The following is a 17084-nucleotide window of genomic DNA, read 5'->3' as shown; positions in this document are numbered from 1 at the left end:
AGTCCCTAGGGGATGGGTTTCTAGGCCCTGGTCCCGAGTTCCTAGGTAGTTGTCGCATTAATAAATAGATACTTGCGCTTGCTTTAATATGGCTTTTCACGGAAAGCTATCCTCCAGGAACCAGGAACCAGGAACCAGGAACCAGGAACCAGGAACCAGGAACCAGGAACCAGGAACCAGGAACCAGGTTTCTTATTTCAACAACGGCTTAAGAAAGTGCGCAGTATGTGACCTTTTAACCTTAACCACTTGCTCTGGTGTGCCTGCTGCGATGATTTCACCGCCGCCATTGCCGCCTTCAGGACCTAGGTCGATAATCCAGTCGGCCGTTTTAATCACATCTAAGTTGTGTTCAATTACCACCACGGTATTGCCGTGATCACGCAGACGATGTAGAACGTTTAGTAGTTGTTGAATATCGTGGAAATGCAGCCCTGTGGTTGGCTCATCCAAAATATATAAGGTTTTACCAGTGTCGCGTTTTGATAGTTCTTTTGCTAATTTAACCCGCTGAGCTTCACCACCAGATAAAGTGGTCGCCGCTTGACCAAGTCGAATATAAGAAAGGCCAACATCAATCAGAGTTTTCAGCTTTCGGGCAATCACTGGTACCGGTTCAAAGAAAGTGTGAGCATCTTCGACCGTCATTTCTAGCACTTCATCAATGCTCTTCCCTTTGTAACGCACATCTAAAGTTTCACGGTTATAACGCTTTCCTTTACAGGCATCACAAGGTACATATACATCCGGTAAGAAGTGCATCTCTACTTTGATAACACCATCACCTTGGCAGGCCTCACAACGACCTCCACGTACGTTAAAACTAAAACGTCCCGGTTTGTAACCACGAGAACGAGACTCTTGCGTGCCGGCAAACAATTCTCGGATCGGAGTGAAAATACCAGTGTAGGTGGCAGGGTTTGAACGTGGGGTCCGGCCAATGGGACTTTGGTTAATATCGATGACTTTATCAAAGTGCTCTAGGCCATTAATTTTTTTATAAGGTGCAGCCTCTGCGGTGGTCGCGCCATTTAAGCGGGCGTGAGCGATTTTAAAGAAAGTATCGTTAATTAGCGTTGATTTACCTGAACCAGATACACCAGTCACACAGGTTAATAAGCCCACGGGAATGGATAGGTTGACATTTTGCAGGTTATTACCTGTTGCGCCAATCAGTTCAACGGTTTTCTTTTTATCCATTGGTGTGCGTTTTTTTGGCACTTCAATTTGCTTAGCGCCGCTTAAATATTGGCCGGTAAGAGAATTAGGATTAGCGAGAATATCGTCCATCGTGCCTTCGGCAATCACATTACCACCATGGACACCAGCTCCCGGGCCAATATCAATTACGTGATCGGCAGCGCGAATGGCATCTTCATCATGCTCGACAACGATAACCGTATTACCTAAGTCACGCAGATGAATTAAGGTTTTCAGTAGGCGTTCGTTATCTCTTTGGTGTAAGCCAATCGACGGTTCATCGAGCACGTACATGACGCCTACAAGGCCAGCACCAATTTGGCTGGCGAGACGAATACGTTGCGCTTCACCGCCAGAAAGTGTCTCAGCACTACGCGATAAATTGAGGTAATTTAGACCGACATTAATAAGGAAGTTTAAGCGATCATTGATTTCTTTTAAGATCTTTTCCGCGATCTGAGCACGTTGTCCGGTGAGTTTTAATGACTCAAAAAATTGCAGCGCACCATAAATACTCATTTCTACCACTTGAGGTAGCGCAGTATTGTCAATAAACACATGACGAGCTTCAGTTTTTAAACGCGCACCACCACAGCTAGAACATGACTTATTAGAGATGTATTTAGACAATTCTTCACGCACTGAGTTTGATTCTGTTTCATGGTAACGACGGTTAAGGTTATTTAGGATCCCCTCAAAAGCGTGACGTTTAACTCGAGTATCACCGCGGTCATTAACGTACTTAAATTCGATTTCTTCTTTTTTCGAACCATGCAATACCACATCACGGACTTTCTTAGGTAGCTTGTTAAATGGCTGTTGTAGGTCAAAACCATAATGTTCTGATAGTGCAGTGAGCATGTGGAAGTAGTAGAAATTCTTTTTATCCCAGCCACGAATTGCACCATTAGCAAGGCTTAAACTCTCATCTTGAATCACGCGCTCTGCATCAAAGTACTGTTGAACACCCAGTCCATCACAGGTTTCGCAAGCGCCTGCTGGGTTATTAAAGGAAAATAGACGTGGTTCTAGCTCACGCATGCTATAGCCACAATGCGAGCAGGCAAAATTAGCAGAGAAAATAATGTCTTCTTGCTGTGAATCATCCATCCAAGTAATGGTGGCAGTACCGCCAGATAACTCTAACGCGGTTTCAAAAGATTCAGCTAAACGCTGTTGCAGTCCATCACGTACTTTAAAGCGATCAACTATTACTTCAATCGTGTGTTTTTTATGTAACTCAAGAGGCGGTGGATCAGAAAGATCGCAAGTTTCACCATCAATGCGTGCGCGGATAAAACCTTGAGCTGCGAGGTTTTGTAGCGTTTTTACATGTTCCCCTTTTCGTTCTTTGATGATGGGTGCTAACAGCATAAGCTTACTGTTCTCGGGTAGCTCTAATACCTTATCGACCATTTGTGAAATAGTTTGCGCTGCTAATGGAGTGTTGTGATCTGGGCAACGCGGCTCACCGACACGTGCGTACAATAAACGTAAATAATCGTAAATTTCAGTAATGGTACCCACGGTTGAGCGAGGGTTATGTGAGGTTGATTTTTGCTCGATGGAAATTGCAGGTGATAGCCCTTCGATATGATCGACATCGGGCTTTTCCATTAACGATAAAAACTGGCGAGCGTAGGCAGAAAGCGACTCAACATAGCGGCGTTGGCCTTCAGCATACAAAGTATCAAAAGCCAGCGAAGATTTACCAGAACCCGATAACCCAGTGATAACAATAAGCTTATCACGTGGCATGGTCAGGTTGATATTTTTCAGGTTATGGGTACGGGCTCCGCGAACTTCAATTGTTTCCATGCTTCACGCTCTCATCAATGATAGAAGTGATACCAATCTGTGTATTGGTTGAGTATTGGATAAGTATTACATAGGTTATTAAAAGTGGAAATAGTTAGCTGTATAAAAATACAGTATTGTTGAGGCGTAAGACAAAGGCCGTAATAGCAATGAATCTATTACGACCTAAAAAAGCTTGCGAGTTAAAGAAGGTTACTTCTTGCTTGTCGTAGCATCTTTATCTTTTAGATACATATTTTCGTAGCAGTAGTTAGTCGCTTCGATGTAGCCTTCAACGCTACCACAGTCAAAACGCTTACCTTTAAATTTATATGCTAGAACACACCCTGATTTAGCTTGCTTGAGCAGGGCGTCGGTAATTTGGAGTTCGCCACCTTTGCCAGGTTCTGTTTGTTCAATTAATTCAAAAATATCAGGCGTCATGATGTAACGGCCAATGATCGCTAAGTTACTTGGTTCAGTGCCTGGTTCTGGTTTTTCTACCATGTCATCCACACGGTAAAGATCGTCTTTGATCATCTTACCGGCAATCACACCATACTTGTAGACTTCATTTTTTGGTACTTCTTGTACCGCAACAATAGTGCAGCGAAATTGCTTATACAGTGCAACCATTTGTGCTAGAACGCCTTGGTCAGGGTTAACACATAAGTCATCCGCCAGTACTACAGCAAATGGTTCATCACCGACTAATTCACGACCAGTCAAAATTGCATGGCCCAAACCTTTCATTTCACGTTGGCGAATATAAGTGAAGTTAGCACTGTCGATGATATTACGGATATCAACTAATAGTTCTTCTTTATTAGTACCGCTAATTTGGTGCTCTAATTCATAGTTTTTATCAAAGTGATCGGTCAATGAATGTTTACCACGGCCGGTAACGATACACATGCCATTCATACCTGCTTGGATGGCTTCTTCAACACCATATTCAATTAACGGCTTATTAACGATCGGCATCATTTCTTTTGGCATAGATTTAGTCGCTGGTAAAAAACGAGTGCCGTAACCTGCAGCAGGGAATAGACATTTTTTGATCATGTTTGAGACCTTGTATAAATGAAATGTATTTACGTGATAAAATAGCATTTTTCGTATAATAAACACAAATATAGCAAATGAGTGGTTAGGTTTCTGCAATATCGATTATCAATTGTCGAAGTATGACTAAATTAGAAAACTACTTATAGGTAGAGTTGAGCCCAGTTGATAGCTTGTCTACGGTTGTTGACATTAAGTTTTCTGAAAATTCGATATAAATGCGATTTAATTGTATGTTCACTGACAAATAGTGAATCCGCAATATCTAGATTCGATTGACCTATTTGTAAGTGAGTCAAAATTTCTAACTCTCTGCGGGTCAATGATAGCTTAGCCTTTATAGTAGGATTGGCTTTTTGGTGGTTAAGAGCTTGCCAGTGTTTGAATAGTTTTATTAATAGTAGCTTAGGTAGGCGGTTATGCCCGGCGATCATTTGTATAAGCTCGTCGCAAAACTGCTCGTTGGATGTTGAATGATAAAAATAACCAGTCAAGTTATACCATTGAGAGAGTAGGACTAAATTAGCTTTTTCAGGTGCGAAGATAAGAGCGCTTGCTTGAGCTTTTTTTAAAATAGGATGAGTCTGTAGATTGAATAATTCTTCTTCGGTAAAGCGTGCATCGACAAGCAGAACGTAAGGTTCTGGCTGATGTAAGATTTTAGACACTTCATCGTAATTGATAATCTTTAACTGAATATCAACCAGTGTTTTGACTATTGAGATAAAAGCGTCATTGGATTCAATAAATGGTGATAGCAAATACACGGAGGTTTCTTGATTTTGGCAAGTCATGTCAGCAGACCCTTCTTGATAACGCGGTTGATTTTTAATATAGCGACTGTATGAAACTTGCAGCTTGAATAGTATAAACTTATGCTGGTTTTTTATACTATTCTTGCTTTTGAGAAGAGATTCATGGAATTCAATAATTTATGATGAATGCTTTGGAAGTTTACTCAGTAAGTGGTGACTTTCGCTATTGGTTATCGTGAACATGAAGGCTAATCTCAAAGTGAGTTGAGGCGATATTATTATACCGTTAGCTGTATAAATTATGATATGATCGACAGCTATTTTTGAAATGTATTAAGACGGAGCAGAACATGGCTAGCCGCGGAATAAATAAAGTAATTTTAGTCGGAAATCTAGGTAACGACCCAGAGATTCGTTATCTACCAAGCGGTGGTGCGGTTGCAAACATTACCCTTGCGACTTCTGAAACATGGAGAGATAAAGCAACAGGCGAACAACGTGAAAAAACTGAATGGCATCGCGTTTCTTTGTTTGGCAAGCTAGCTGAAGTGGCTGGTGAGTACCTACGTAAAGGCTCTCAAGTCTACGTTGAAGGTCAACTGCAAACACGTAAATGGCAAGATCAAAGTGGTCAAGATCGTTATACAACTGAAGTCGTTGTACAAGGTTTTAATGGCGTAATGCAAATGCTTGGTGGCCGTTCTCAAGGCGGGCAAGCACCAGCAGCCGGTGGCAACCAAGGTAACTGGGGTCAACCGCAGCAACCACAAGCGCAACAATCTGCGCCGCGTGCTCCTCAGCAACAAGCACCACAACAGCAAGCTCCTCAATATAACGAGCCACCAATGGATTTTGATGACGACATTCCATTTTAATCTCAGTATGTTTAACTGAATAAAAAATGTTCGTTATCGCACGATTTGATAAAAAGCCGCATCTCAAATGCGGCTTTTTTGTTATTATAACAATTAGATATACCAAAGTGACTTCACTCGATATGGAACTTCGACTTAAATGAACCCGACTCCAACATTAAAACTAAGTACTCGCTTGGTTGCTTTTGTCACCATGATTGTTGTGAGTGCCATGTTTATATTATTCGTGGGTGGTGTGTTTACCTTTAAAAAAATGGGTGGGCAATATGTCGATCAAAGCTTGCAGCGTGTGACTGCGATTATTGATCAAGAGTTAGCCACGCCACAAGATTTTGATGCGATGCGTCATTGGCTGCCCAAATTGTTGCAGGCTAGCGATGTTGGAGAGTTGCAAATTACCTCTCCAGCAGGTGTGATTTATACCTTCAAAAATAAACATCTGCTGCAACAAGATGAATTGTTGCTGTATAAAAAAACTTATCCACTTGAGCGCAATCAAAATTACTTTGCTGAATTTAAAGTGGTGCCACCTTACGCCAACAATAGTTATTCTTTTGAAGCATTCTTTTCGTTAACACTGGCAGTTGTGCTAGTGATGTTTTGTTTATTGAAAGGATTACAGTGGTTAAGAGATCAATTGTATGGCTCTGAACTACTTGAAGAACGCGGCCGGATGATTTTAGCCGGACAGGTAGAGCAGTACACCAAAGGGGATGAGCGAGAATTCCCATACTCTGCCAGTCAAGCACTAACCCAGTTGATTGAAGAATTAAATGATGCCAGACAAGAGCGTAGTCGATTTGATACTTTCATTCGCACTCATACGTTCTTAGATAAGCTCACTGGAGCGGCGAATCGAGTGTTATTCGATAGTCGTTTGACTTCTGCACTACAAGAAACTGGTGCGAGTGGTGGAGTGCTAGCCGTTGAAATTAATGGCTGGGATGAGTTGGTTGAAACTTCTGAAAAATCCGAATACGAAGCATTTTTGGTGACTGTCGGTCAAGTATTGATGAATTTAACTCAAAAGTTTCCGAATGCGGTATTTGCTCGTTATTACAGTGGCCAGTTCACATTACTGATCCCCCATCAATCTGAAAAAGAAATATCAACCCTAGCAAGCCAGTGTATTAATCAGCTTAAAAAGCTCGAGATTCCGAGCGAATTAGACGCTGAAAACTGGTGCCACATTGGCGCAACAATTTTTTCACAAGGAGAGCGTCGCGGGAAGATCGTCGATGAAGCGGAAACAGCAGTAAAAAGTGCCCGACTAGAAGGCGTTAACGGTTGGGCTAAGTTTAAGAAATATAAGCATAAAACGGTAGAATATCGTGGTGGAGTCCGCTGGCGAAATCTATTTGATTTATCTTTAAGTCCAAATAAGCTATTTATTTATGAACAGCCTTGTTATCTAATAGAAAATGACGGCAAAAAAATCACAGAACACTATCAATTATTCACCAGAATTCCAGATGAGAAGGGTGACATAATTAAAGCTTCTCGTTTCTTAACAGCAATTGAACAAGTTGGTTACGAGAGAATTTTGGATCAAGCAATACTCAAAACTGTGTTTAGTCAGTTGAAATCTGAATGGCTAGAAAACCGTTATGCGGTGAATTTATTTACGGTGCCATTTAAGAAAAAAGACTATCGACGTTGGCTGAGAGACGAGTTATTGCAACTTCCAGCAGAAGCAAGGCAACGGCTGAGTTTTTCTTTTATTGAGCGGAACTTAGTGACGGACTTAGATGTTATGCGCCCGGTTCTAAAAATGCTTTCAGGCTTGGGGTGCCAAATCATAGTTAACCAGGTTGGCAGAACCATTGTTAGTACTCATTACATCAAAATATTGCCGATCAGTTATTTAAAATTGCACCGTAGTTTAGTTAAGCAAATCGATAGAAGAAGTGAAAATCAACTGTTTATTCGCAGCATACTAGGCTCTTGTATTGATAGTAATACTAAAGTTATAGCGGTAGGCGTTGAGACCGAAAGTGAATGGTCTGTCTTATCTCAATTAGGGTTAGATGGTGCTCAAGGGCGCTATTTTGTAGCGGAAAAACAACTGCTACCTACTACAGAAACAGCACGCGTGATTAAGCCTGGTCGAAGAAACCGTTGGCGTAAATAGAGGGATTTAAACTACCTATGAGTATTCACTCAATGCTCCAGAATTTTATGAATAGAGGTCCGGAGGTATCATCGCTCAGCATTGTTATGCTAAGTGAAGGTATTTACTTATCTAAAGTTGATCCCGAGTCTGGCCTGGAGGTGGCCTCTTTTCATGAGTTAACGGATAATAATTGGGATTTCGTTTTAAGTTCAGCGCTAAAAGAGCATAAATGTCAAAATTTGAATGCTACCGTGACTTTAGGTTCTCATTTATACCAAAGCTACCATATTGATAAACCGGCTGTTCCTAAAGAAGAATGGCCGGTTGCTTTGCCTTTCTTATTGAAAGATCTGATTACAGAGCGTGTCAATGAGATTGTCACGGATGGGGTTGAGCTCGCCGATAGCAATAAAATACAAGCTTACGTTGTCATTAAGCGTTTTGTTGAGCAACTAAAGCAAGTGCTTGATCACCGTAGTGTTAAATTATTAAACATCACACCAGAAGATGAAGTGTGGGCGCACGCGCGTTCTGATGTACCTGCTTTTATGCTATTACATCGCTCACAAAACAGTGATTTTAAAATTGGCGCCTTTGTTAATCAAAGCTCAGTTTTTCAAAGAACTGTGCGTGGTGTTGAATCGCCAATTACCGGTGAATTCGCCAGTTCATTACAAATTGATGCTTTGGCGCTTGAGCTACAGCGCTCAATGGACTACCTATCAGCACAGTTAAAACAAGTTCAGATTAATAAGCTATTTATCTGTTGTGATGATGAAAATACCGAAGAGTTACGAGAAGCGCTGCAAGAACGACTAAATGTAATGGTTGAACCGTTACTACTGTCTGATGTGACGCAAAAAAGCGGTGAAGTGTTAGTTTATGAGGCTTATCAGCTTGGACTGAAGGGCGTTAACTTATACCCAGAGCACCTTAAACCAAAGAAAGACAGGTTTAATCTGGATATCGTTGCCGCCAGTTGGGCTGCTATATTTTTGATTATGATGGTGATTTATAGTGTTTATAGTTATAAAAATCACCAACTAGATGAGCAGATTACAGTAGCAAACCGTCAGGCAACTGAACTGACTAACGAAGTTGCTGTATTGAATAAAAAACTGGCGGCTCATAAACCGTCTCCAGCAAAACTCGCGGCGGTTGATCGTTTACGTGAAGATGTCAAAACTAAGCAAGAGTCTTTGAAAGTTATTTCGAGCTTTGATTCGCAACTCCAAGTGGGCTATTCCGGCATAATGTCTGGCTTGTCGTCGATAGATCGAAGCGATATTTCACTAACCAGTATTGATATCAAAAATGGCAAAATGAATATTCAAGGTTTAGCGAAATCGCCAGAAGTGATCCCAAGTTGGGTGCAACAGTTTAAAAATGAAATGAACTTAGTCGGTCGTACATTCGAAAGTTTATCGATTAGTCGTGATGAAAATAACGTAGTGATCTTCTCCTTACGTTCAAAATCAGGAGATGAAGACTAATGGAGCAATTGAAACAACAATGGGCAGAACTGAGTGCTAAGTTTGCCAAACTTTCTCAACGTGAAAAATGGCTGACAACTGCAGCGGGCTGGATTGCCGTTCTATTCTTGCTATACACCTTTGCGGTAGAGCCAGCCCAAGTTGACCATAACGCTAAAACGGTTCGATTAGCCTCATTAAAAGGTCAAATCGGTCAGCTGCAAGGTGATATTGAAGTAATCAAATACAAACTAAAACAAGATCCAGATAAAGACGTTGATAAAGAATACACCGTGTTATTAACCGAAAGTCAGGATCTATCACTACGCTTATCTAACGTTGTTGATAGCCTTGTGACACCGAGTGGTATGGCAGAATTACTTGAGCAAGTTTTAGAGAAAACTCACCAACTGAAATTGGTTTCTTTAACGTCTCTGCCGAGTGAGCCAATTACGCGTGATGGTTCCGATGAAGATATTGGTTACTACATCCATCCGGTGAAAATTGAATTAACAGGTAACTACTTTGATATTTTAGAGTACCTTGCCGAATTAGAGCAGATGAAAGTGAAATACTACTGGCGCAGCTTTAATTACCAAGTTATTGAATATCCGCAAGCTCAATTGCAATTAGTAGTGTATACCTTAGGGGCTAAAGAGGAGTTTATTGGTGGCTAGAACCTTTATATTAAGTCTTCTTTTGATAGTGTCTGGCAACGTAATGGCGCAAGATGACGACCCAACTGCACCACTTGATTGGATGACAGGCAAAACACCAGCCGCTAAGCCTGAGCCTGTTTATTACCGCGTACCATCACTACAAAGCATTATTTGTAATGATGGTGGTGGTCAATGCCGAGCAATATTAAATAATAGAATAGTGAGTAAAGGAGAATCGGTAAGTGGTTACCGAGTGGCTGATATAAGCCGTGAATACGTCACTCTAACTCGAGGGTCTAAAACATGGAATTTAGAGCTCTTTTCTCAGGTAAAATATTAAGGTTTCAAGGTTAACTTATGCGTAAACTCATTTTAAGTATCATGATTGCCTCGTTAGCAGGTTGCTCTATGGGACACAGAGATCCCACAGAAATTAAGCACGCCTTAAATGAAGCCGTTAATGAGAATAACAGCAGCTCGGTTGATGACTTACCCGATTCCGTTCAAGCTGATCTTATGCCAGATGTTGATGGCTCTCGCTCCAGTGCTAATTCATCGGTTAAGCGTTTCCGTGTACAAGCGCAAAATGTGAATGCTAAAACCTTCTTTGCTAGCTTAGTGCAAGGCACCGATTACAGCGTGATCGTACACCCAGATGTGGCAGGCCAAGTTACTTTAAACCTTTCAGATGTCACATTAGATGAAGTGCTTGATTCAGTACGCGATATTTACGGTTATGACGTGGTGAAAAACGGTAAAGTGATCCAAGTGTATCCAGCTGGGTTACGAACTGAAACCATTCCTGTTGACTACCTACAATTTAAACGCCGTGGCATGTCACTGACGACAATTACGACAGGCTCGGTTACATCTGAATATGATGACGATGATAGTAACAGTAGCGGTAGCAACAACTCATCGACAACCAGTAGTAGTAGCAATTCCAATAGTGATGACTACAGCAGCGATGATGGTATGTCGACTGAAACCAATGCGACTGGCGGTACTCGCATCGAAACCACTAATAAAAGTGATTTTTGGCCTCAACTACAAAAAGCTGTGAAGTCAATGGTGGGGTCAGGAAGTGGTCGTAGTGTCATTGTATCACCACAAGCAGGGGTGATAACGGTACGCGCTTATCCAAATGAATTGCGTGAAGTAAAAGCTTTTCTAGGGACTTCACAAAAACGCCTACATCGCCAAGTAGTACTTGAGGCGAAAATCATGGAAGTGACATTAAGCGATGGCTACCAACAAGGTATCAACTGGTCAAATCTAAGTGGTTCGATTGGTGGTACGACTATTTCTGGTGGTACATCTGGTGCGGGGATTGTCCCTGGGCTTAATACGATTGGTGATCTACTCGGTGGTGGCACTAATATGGTGATCAGCGATGGTAACTTTACTGCGGTGATGAACTTCATGGCGACTCAAGGTGATTTAAACGTCCTATCTAGCCCACGCGTAACCGCTTCAAACAATCAAAAAGCGGTGATCAAAGTTGGTGAAGATAAATATTACGTAACCGGTGTGGATGGTGAAGTCGGCAGTGGTGATAACGCTAATGTTGCACAAAATGTTGATTTAACGCCATTCTTCTCAGGTATATCTTTGGATGTGACCCCCCAAATCGATGATAAAGGTAACGTGATGATGCACGTTCACCCAGCGGTTATTGATGTGACTACGGATAACACCTCTATTGACCTTGGCGATCAAGGCGGTACGTTTCAGCTACCACTAGCGAAAAGCTCAATTCGTGAATCTGATACGGTAGTACGTGCTAAAGATGGTGATGTTATTGTCATTGGTGGTTTGATGAGTACAGCATCGATCGATCAAACGACTAAAGTTCCATTCTTAGGTGATATACCTGGGCTCGGACACCTATTCCGTAATACCAATCAGTTAACCAAAAAAACAGAGCTGGTTATTTTGCTTAAACCAACCGTTGTAGGGGTTAACACTTGGTCTCAAGAAGTTGAGAAGTCTCGTGACCTGCTACAAGAATGGTTCCCAGATTCTGAATAATGATCTATCAATCTTTCTTCGGTTTAAGTCAGGCACCTTTTAGCCTGACTCCGACAACAGCGCTTTTTCACGGTTTAGAACCTCATTATGAAGCGATTCAAACCGTGCTAAGTGCTGTCGAAATGGGCGAAGGGATTGTCAAGGTAACGGGCGAAGTCGGTACAGGTAAAACTCTAGTTTGCCGCATGCTGATCAACCAACTAAAAGATAATGTTCATCTGATTTATTTACCAAATCCGGTTTTAACGGGCCATGAACTAAAGCAGGCAGTAGCGCATGAATTATCGCTACCGAGTGATATTGATTCAGTCAGTTTGGTGGATGCTATTCACCTGAAACTGTTAGAGATACATCAATGTGGTCGCTCAGTTGTAGCACTGATTGATGAAGCTCAGGCATTAAGTGATGAAGCGATAGAGACATTACGTTTATTTGGTAATTTAGAGACCGAACATCGCAAATTATTACAAATGGTGATTTTAGGTCAACCAGAACTTGATGAACGTTTGCAGCAGCATAGTCTACGTCAGTTTCGTCAGCGTATTACTTTTAGCGCCCAATTAAGACCGCTAACCATGAGTGAAACCGTTGCTTACATCGAACACCGAATGATTCAAAGTGGTGGCGAAGCCGAAGTGTTTAGCCTTCACTTAAAAAAATCCATATGGAAAGCGACACAAGGCATTCCACGAATGATTAATCAAGTGTGTCATAAATCGTTATTAATGGCTTTTATGGAACAAAACAAACAGGTGGGAAATCACCATGTGTTTAGTGCGTTGCATGACACCTTTGATGTTAGAAAACCAAAATATAAGACACCATATTTATGGGGTTGGAGTTAAACATGAGTACCATTAATAACGCTTTATCAAAATTAGCGGAACAGCAGTCTGCTCAAAATAAGTCAGCGCAAAACGAACCAGCGACAGTGACAAATACTGCTGACGCTTTGGTTCGTGCCAAAGTTGCTCCGGTTAAATCATCTCGTTTGGTGTGGGCGGTTGGTGGCTTTACCTTAAGTCTAGGTCTTGGGGCTTGGGCGGTAAGCAGCGCGCCGAATCCAATCCAAACGTCTGTAATGACGCAAAATGATACTCAATTCGTTCAACCTGCCGCGGTAACATCAACGCCGAGCATGCCAAGTAACACCAGCAAAGTGGTTGAGCCTGTTCATACGACCATTTATGAAGCGCCAAAAGTGGCCGCTGCGCCAGCACCGAAAGCGGCTCAATCGACAGTACAAACCGTTGCAGCAACGAAACCTGCGGCGACTAGAACTGTAGCAGCTCAACCCGTGACGAAAAAGGTAAATACACCCGCTCCTCAGCGTGCTTCTGTAGCGACTAAACCTTCTAGCGACGGCGTATTGCTGGCTTCTAATAATACACAACCGACTGCAACTCAAGATGCAGGCGAGTCTTCAATGCAAGTACACCATGTTGAACTGACTCACCGTCAAATGGCGGATAAAGCCATTGATCGTGCCAACAAAGCGCTAGAATCAAATGATTTTGCGGGCGCAAGTGCCGAATTCCAAACCGCGTTACGCTACGTACCTGAAGATGAAAATACCCGCCGTAAACTGGCTGCTCTGTATTACGGTAACAATCAAGTTCGTAAATCAGCGGAATTGCTCGAAGAAGGCATCAAGATTAATAAAAATAGCACCGCGCTACGTATGTCTTTGGCGGGAATTTTATTAAAAGAAGACCAACCAGAAGCGGCATTAAGTAGCCTAGGTTACATTCCTGATGACGTGACTGATAAATATTTAGCAATGCGTGCGGCACTGGCACAGAAATTAAAAAATAATGAATGGGCGCTGCAAAGTTACCAAATGCTGTCTCAGCGTGATCCTGAAAATGGCCGCTGGTGGCTTGGACTAGGTATCCAGCAAGAGCGCAGCGCACAGCTAAAAGAAGCCAAAGAGTCTTACACCAAGGCAATCAACAAGGTCGGTTTGTCATCACAATCACAAGCCTTTATTCGTGATCGTATTAATGTTCTGACATCTCTAGAGCAAGGAGCAGATTAAGCATGGCTCAAGTTAAACTACGTAAACGTCTTGGTGACTTATTAGTTGAAGAAAACGTTATCTCGCAAGATCAGCTAGATACCGCACTGGGCTCACAAAAATCAACCGGCCGAAAGCTAGGTGATACTTTAATTCGTTTAGGCTTTTTGACTGAGCAGAAAATGCTGGCGTTCCTTTCTCAGCAGCTTGCTCTGCCGTTAATCGATCTAAGCCGTGCCAATATTGATGTTCAAGCGGTGCAATTACTCCCTGAAGTACATGCTCGTCGTTTGCGTGCTTTAGTAATTGGCCGTAACGGTAACGCATTGCGTGTTGCGATGAGTGATCCTGCTGACCTTGCGGTACAAGAGTCGCTGCTAACTCAGTTAAGTAATTACTCTCTGGAATTTGTGGTTGCCTCAGAAAAGCAGCTTCTGAATTGTTTTGACCGCTTTTATCGTCGTACCAAAGAAATTGCCTCCTTTGCCGAGCAGCTACATGCGGAGCACCAAGGTAGTACCGCCTTTGATCTCGCGTTTGAAGATGACGAAAGTGAAGAAGTTACCGTAGTAAAACTGATCAACTCTCTGTTTGAAGATGCGATTCAAGTCGGCGCTTCGGATATTCATATCGAACCCGACTCTGATGTACTACGTCTCCGTCAACGTATTGATGGCGTATTGCATGAAACCTTATTGAATGAAGTGAACGTCGCTTCAGCTTTGGTTTTGCGTTTAAAACTAATGGCTAACATGGATATTTCAGAAAAGCGTTTACCACAAGATGGTCGTTTTAATATCCGAGTTCGTGGTCAGTCGGTGGATATTCGTATTTCAACCATGCCAGTACAATTTGGTGAATCTGTGGTAATGCGTTTATTAAACCAATCTTCGGGCATTCAATCGCTTGATGAATCAGGTTTATCGCCAGAGTTGTTAATCCGTTTCCGACAACAGCTGCGTCGCCCACATGGTATGATATTGGTTACTGGGCCAACTGGTTCAGGTAAAACCACCACTTTATACGGCGCGTTATCGGAACTGAATGAGCCGGGTAAAAAGATCATTACCGCCGAAGATCCGGTGGAATACCGCTTGCCTCGGGTTAACCAAGTACAAGTAAACTCTAAGATCAATCTAGAGTTCTCAACCGTCTTACGTACTTTCCTACGTCAAGATCCAGATATCATCTTAATCGGTGAGATGCGTGACCAAGAAACCGTCGAAATTGGTTTACGTGCGGCATTGACTGGTCACTTAGTATTATCAACATTGCATACCAATGATGCGGTGGACAGTGCACTCCGTATGATGGACATGGGCGCGCCGGGTTACTTAGTTGCCAGTGCGGTACGTGCGGTTATGGCGCAGCGTCTAATTCGTAAAGTTTGCCCTGATTGCGGTGATAACCATTACCCAGATGCCGCGACGGAACAATGGATTGCGACTCGCTTCCCAAATCAAGTAGGCGCCAGCTTTAAAAAAGGCATCGGCTGTCAGAACTGTAATTTAACTGGCTATCGTGGTCGTATTGGTGTGTTTGAATTACTCGAACTTGACCAACCTATGATGGATGCATTGCGTTGTAATGATGCTGTCAGCTTTGCTGCCAAAGCTCGTCAAACCGAAGGTTATAAACCTCTACTTGCTTCGGCAATGGAACTGGCTCTACAGGGGGTCGTGAGCTTAGATGAAGTGATGGTACTTGCGGAAGGGGATTCTTCTGCTAACCAACAACCGATTCTGCTGTAAGGAATATTGAATGCCAACTTATCAATATCAAGGCAGAAACGCGCAAGGTAGACAAGTCTCTGGACAAGTGGACGCGCCAACCGAGGAACTCGCGGCAGAATCGCTATTTTCTCGTGGGGTAGTACCAACATCAATCAGCAGAGGCGGCAAAGCAAAGAAAGAATTTGATCTTGCCGATCTATTTGCAACAGCGGTGCCGCTTGAAGTCTTTATCATCTTCTGTCGTCAGTTATACAGCCTGACCAAAGCGGGTGTTCCTTTGTTGCGTGCGATGAAAGGGTTAACTCAAAACTGCACCAACAAGCAATTAAAAGAAGCATTAGAAGATGTCAGTATAGAGCTAACCAATGGTCGTAGTTTTTCTGCTTGTTTACAGTTACACCCTGCGGTCTTTACTCCGTTGTTTGTTTCACTTATCCATGTCGGTGAAAACACTGGTCGTTTGGATGAGGCGTTATTACAACTTAGCCAGTATTACGAAAAAGAAGTTGAAACCAGAAAGCGAATTAAAGAAGCACTACGTTATCCAAGCTTTGTAATCGGTTTTATCGGTATTGCGATGGTGATTTTGAATACCATGGTAATTCCTAAGTTTGCTTCAATGTTTGAACGCTTTGGGGTCGATCTACCACTACCAACGCGTATGTTGATCGCCACCTCTAACTTCTTTGTCGATTATTGGGTATTACTATTAGCATTATTTGTTGGTGCGATATTTGGTTTTAAATCTTGGGTAAGCCGTGCTTCAGGTCGAGAGAAGTGGGATAAGTTTAAACTACGCATGCCACTGGTTGGTAGCATAGTAAACCGCGCACAAATGTCACGATTTTCACGAACCTTCGCCTTGATGCTTCGTGCCGGTGTGCCAATTAACCAATCATTAGCCTTGGCCGCAGAGGCACTAGGTAACCGCTTTTTAGAAGTGCGTTTATTGGAAATGAAAGCTTCGATTGAAGCCGGTGGTAATATTTCAACCGCCGCCGTCAACAGCGATATTTTCACTCCACTGGTTATTCAAATGATTGCCGTCGGTGAAGAAACCGGTCGCATCGATGAACTACTACTTGAAGTGGCGGATTTCTACGAACGTGAAGTCGATTATGACCTGAAAACCTTAACTGCACGTATAGAGCCAATTTTACTAGTAATAGTAGCAAGCATGGTTCTGATTCTAGCATTGGGTATTTTCTTACCAATGTGGAATATGTTAGATGTGATTAAGGGGGGGTAAAAGTCCCTAGAAAAAGAATAAAAGCGGTTGCGAGTGGCGAGAACGCTTCGCTGCGTGTAGCGAGAGAGCAAAAGCGAAGACAAAGACGTATTCGTTTCTCGGGTGCTACGCTGATCGT

Annotated in this window: 13 protein-coding genes; 10 read left to right on the top strand and 3 right to left on the bottom strand. The window is 42.5% G+C overall.

Annotation, left to right across the window (positions count from 1 at the left end):
- Positions 1 to 192 precede the first annotated feature (192 nt).
- The 3 genes from uvrA to K358_RS18650 form a co-directional block, all read right to left on the bottom strand.
- The gene (uvrA, locus tag K358_RS0116075; protein ID WP_027697774.1) at positions 193 to 3018 is read right to left on the bottom strand and encodes an excinuclease ABC subunit UvrA; all 2826 of its coding nucleotides are present in this window, start codon (positions 3016 to 3018) and stop codon (positions 193 to 195) included.
- Between the two features lie 192 nt (positions 3019 to 3210).
- Positions 3211 to 4062: a UTP--glucose-1-phosphate uridylyltransferase GalU gene (gene galU / locus K358_RS0116070; RefSeq protein WP_027697773.1), complete on the bottom strand. Its 852-nt coding sequence runs from the start codon at positions 4060 to 4062 to the stop codon at positions 3211 to 3213.
- 143 nt (positions 4063 to 4205) lie between these two features.
- Positions 4206 to 4856, bottom strand: coding sequence for a LuxR C-terminal-related transcriptional regulator (locus K358_RS18650; protein WP_051241349.1), 651 nt, complete (start codon positions 4854 to 4856; stop codon positions 4206 to 4208).
- Positions 4857 to 5167: 311 nt separating this feature from the next.
- On the opposite strand from K358_RS18650, the gene K358_RS0116060 reads away from it, so the two are divergent.
- From K358_RS0116060 to K358_RS0116015, 10 genes are all read left to right on the top strand, one after another.
- Positions 5168 to 5692 carry a single-stranded DNA-binding protein gene (locus K358_RS0116060; protein ID WP_027697772.1) on the top strand — a complete coding sequence of 175 codons (525 nt, stop codon included), beginning with the start codon at positions 5168 to 5170 and terminating at the stop codon, positions 5690 to 5692.
- Positions 5693 to 5831: 139 nt separating this feature from the next.
- Positions 5832 to 7823 (top strand): RNase E specificity factor CsrD, encoded by a 1992-nt coding sequence (gene csrD / locus K358_RS0116055; protein ID WP_027697771.1) that lies wholly within the window; start codon positions 5832 to 5834, stop codon positions 7821 to 7823.
- A 47-nt stretch (positions 7824 to 7870) separates the two neighbouring features.
- Entirely contained in the window at positions 7871 to 9298 is a 1428-nt protein-coding gene (locus K358_RS0116050) for an MSHA biogenesis protein MshI (RefSeq protein ID WP_244875264.1), read from the top strand.
- Positions 9298 to 9954, top strand: coding sequence for a type II secretion system protein GspM (gene gspM / locus K358_RS0116045; RefSeq protein ID WP_083962846.1), 657 nt, complete (start codon positions 9298 to 9300; stop codon positions 9952 to 9954). Before K358_RS0116050 ends, gspM begins: the two co-directional genes overlap by 1 nt.
- The gene (locus K358_RS0116040) at positions 9947 to 10276 is read left to right on the top strand and encodes a hypothetical protein (RefSeq protein WP_027697768.1); all 330 of its coding nucleotides are present in this window, start codon (positions 9947 to 9949) and stop codon (positions 10274 to 10276) included. Before gspM ends, K358_RS0116040 begins: the two co-directional genes overlap by 8 nt.
- A gap of 17 nt (positions 10277 to 10293) precedes the next feature.
- A complete protein-coding gene (mshL, locus tag K358_RS0116035) occupies positions 10294 to 11967 on the top strand; it encodes a pilus (MSHA type) biogenesis protein MshL (protein WP_027697767.1) in 1674 nt (557 codons plus the stop codon).
- 2 nt (positions 11968 to 11969) lie between these two features.
- Complete coding sequence (locus K358_RS0116030) at positions 11970 to 12812, top strand: ExeA family protein (protein ID WP_027697766.1); 843 nt, start codon at positions 11970 to 11972, stop codon at positions 12810 to 12812.
- Positions 12813 to 12814: 2 nt separating this feature from the next.
- The gene (locus tag K358_RS0116025) at positions 12815 to 14005 is read left to right on the top strand and encodes a tetratricopeptide repeat protein (protein WP_027697765.1); all 1191 of its coding nucleotides are present in this window, start codon (positions 12815 to 12817) and stop codon (positions 14003 to 14005) included.
- A gap of 2 nt (positions 14006 to 14007) precedes the next feature.
- Positions 14008 to 15735, top strand: coding sequence for a GspE/PulE family protein (locus K358_RS0116020; protein ID WP_027697764.1), 1728 nt, complete (start codon positions 14008 to 14010; stop codon positions 15733 to 15735).
- Positions 15736 to 15745: 10 nt separating this feature from the next.
- Positions 15746 to 16966: a type II secretion system F family protein gene (locus K358_RS0116015; RefSeq protein WP_027697763.1), complete on the top strand. Its 1221-nt coding sequence runs from the start codon at positions 15746 to 15748 to the stop codon at positions 16964 to 16966.
- Positions 16967 to 17084 lie beyond the last annotated feature (118 nt).

The sequence above is a fragment of the Vibrio litoralis DSM 17657 genome, from assembly GCF_000426765.1.
GTDB lineage: Bacteria > Pseudomonadota > Gammaproteobacteria > Enterobacterales > Vibrionaceae > Vibrio > Vibrio litoralis.
The sequence above is the reverse complement of the archived record's forward strand: the minus strand, read 5'-3'. Positions and strand labels throughout refer to the sequence as shown.

Bases quoted from the DNA above. Each gene is read 5' to 3' on its own strand.
- uvrA (WP_027697774.1), bottom strand. From the start codon at position 3,018: ATGGAAACAATTGAAGTTCGCGGAGCCCGTACCCATAACCTGAAAAAT.
- galU (WP_027697773.1), bottom strand. From the start codon at position 4,062: ATGATCAAAAAATGTCTATTCCCTGCTGCAGGTTACGGCACTCGTTTT.
- K358_RS18650 (WP_051241349.1), bottom strand. From the start codon at position 4,856: ATGACTTGCCAAAATCAAGAAACCTCCGTGTATTTGCTATCACCATTT.
- K358_RS0116060 (WP_027697772.1), top strand. From the start codon at position 5,168: ATGGCTAGCCGCGGAATAAATAAAGTAATTTTAGTCGGAAATCTAGGT.
- csrD (WP_027697771.1), top strand. From the start codon at position 5,832: ATGAACCCGACTCCAACATTAAAACTAAGTACTCGCTTGGTTGCTTTT.
- K358_RS0116050 (WP_244875264.1), top strand. From the start codon at position 7,871: ATGAATAGAGGTCCGGAGGTATCATCGCTCAGCATTGTTATGCTAAGT.
- gspM (WP_083962846.1), top strand. From the start codon at position 9,298: ATGGAGCAATTGAAACAACAATGGGCAGAACTGAGTGCTAAGTTTGCC.
- mshL (WP_027697767.1), top strand. From the start codon at position 10,294: ATGCGTAAACTCATTTTAAGTATCATGATTGCCTCGTTAGCAGGTTGC.
- K358_RS0116025 (WP_027697765.1), top strand. From the start codon at position 12,815: ATGAGTACCATTAATAACGCTTTATCAAAATTAGCGGAACAGCAGTCT.
- K358_RS0116020 (WP_027697764.1), top strand. From the start codon at position 14,008: ATGGCTCAAGTTAAACTACGTAAACGTCTTGGTGACTTATTAGTTGAA.
- K358_RS0116015 (WP_027697763.1), top strand. From the start codon at position 15,746: ATGCCAACTTATCAATATCAAGGCAGAAACGCGCAAGGTAGACAAGTC.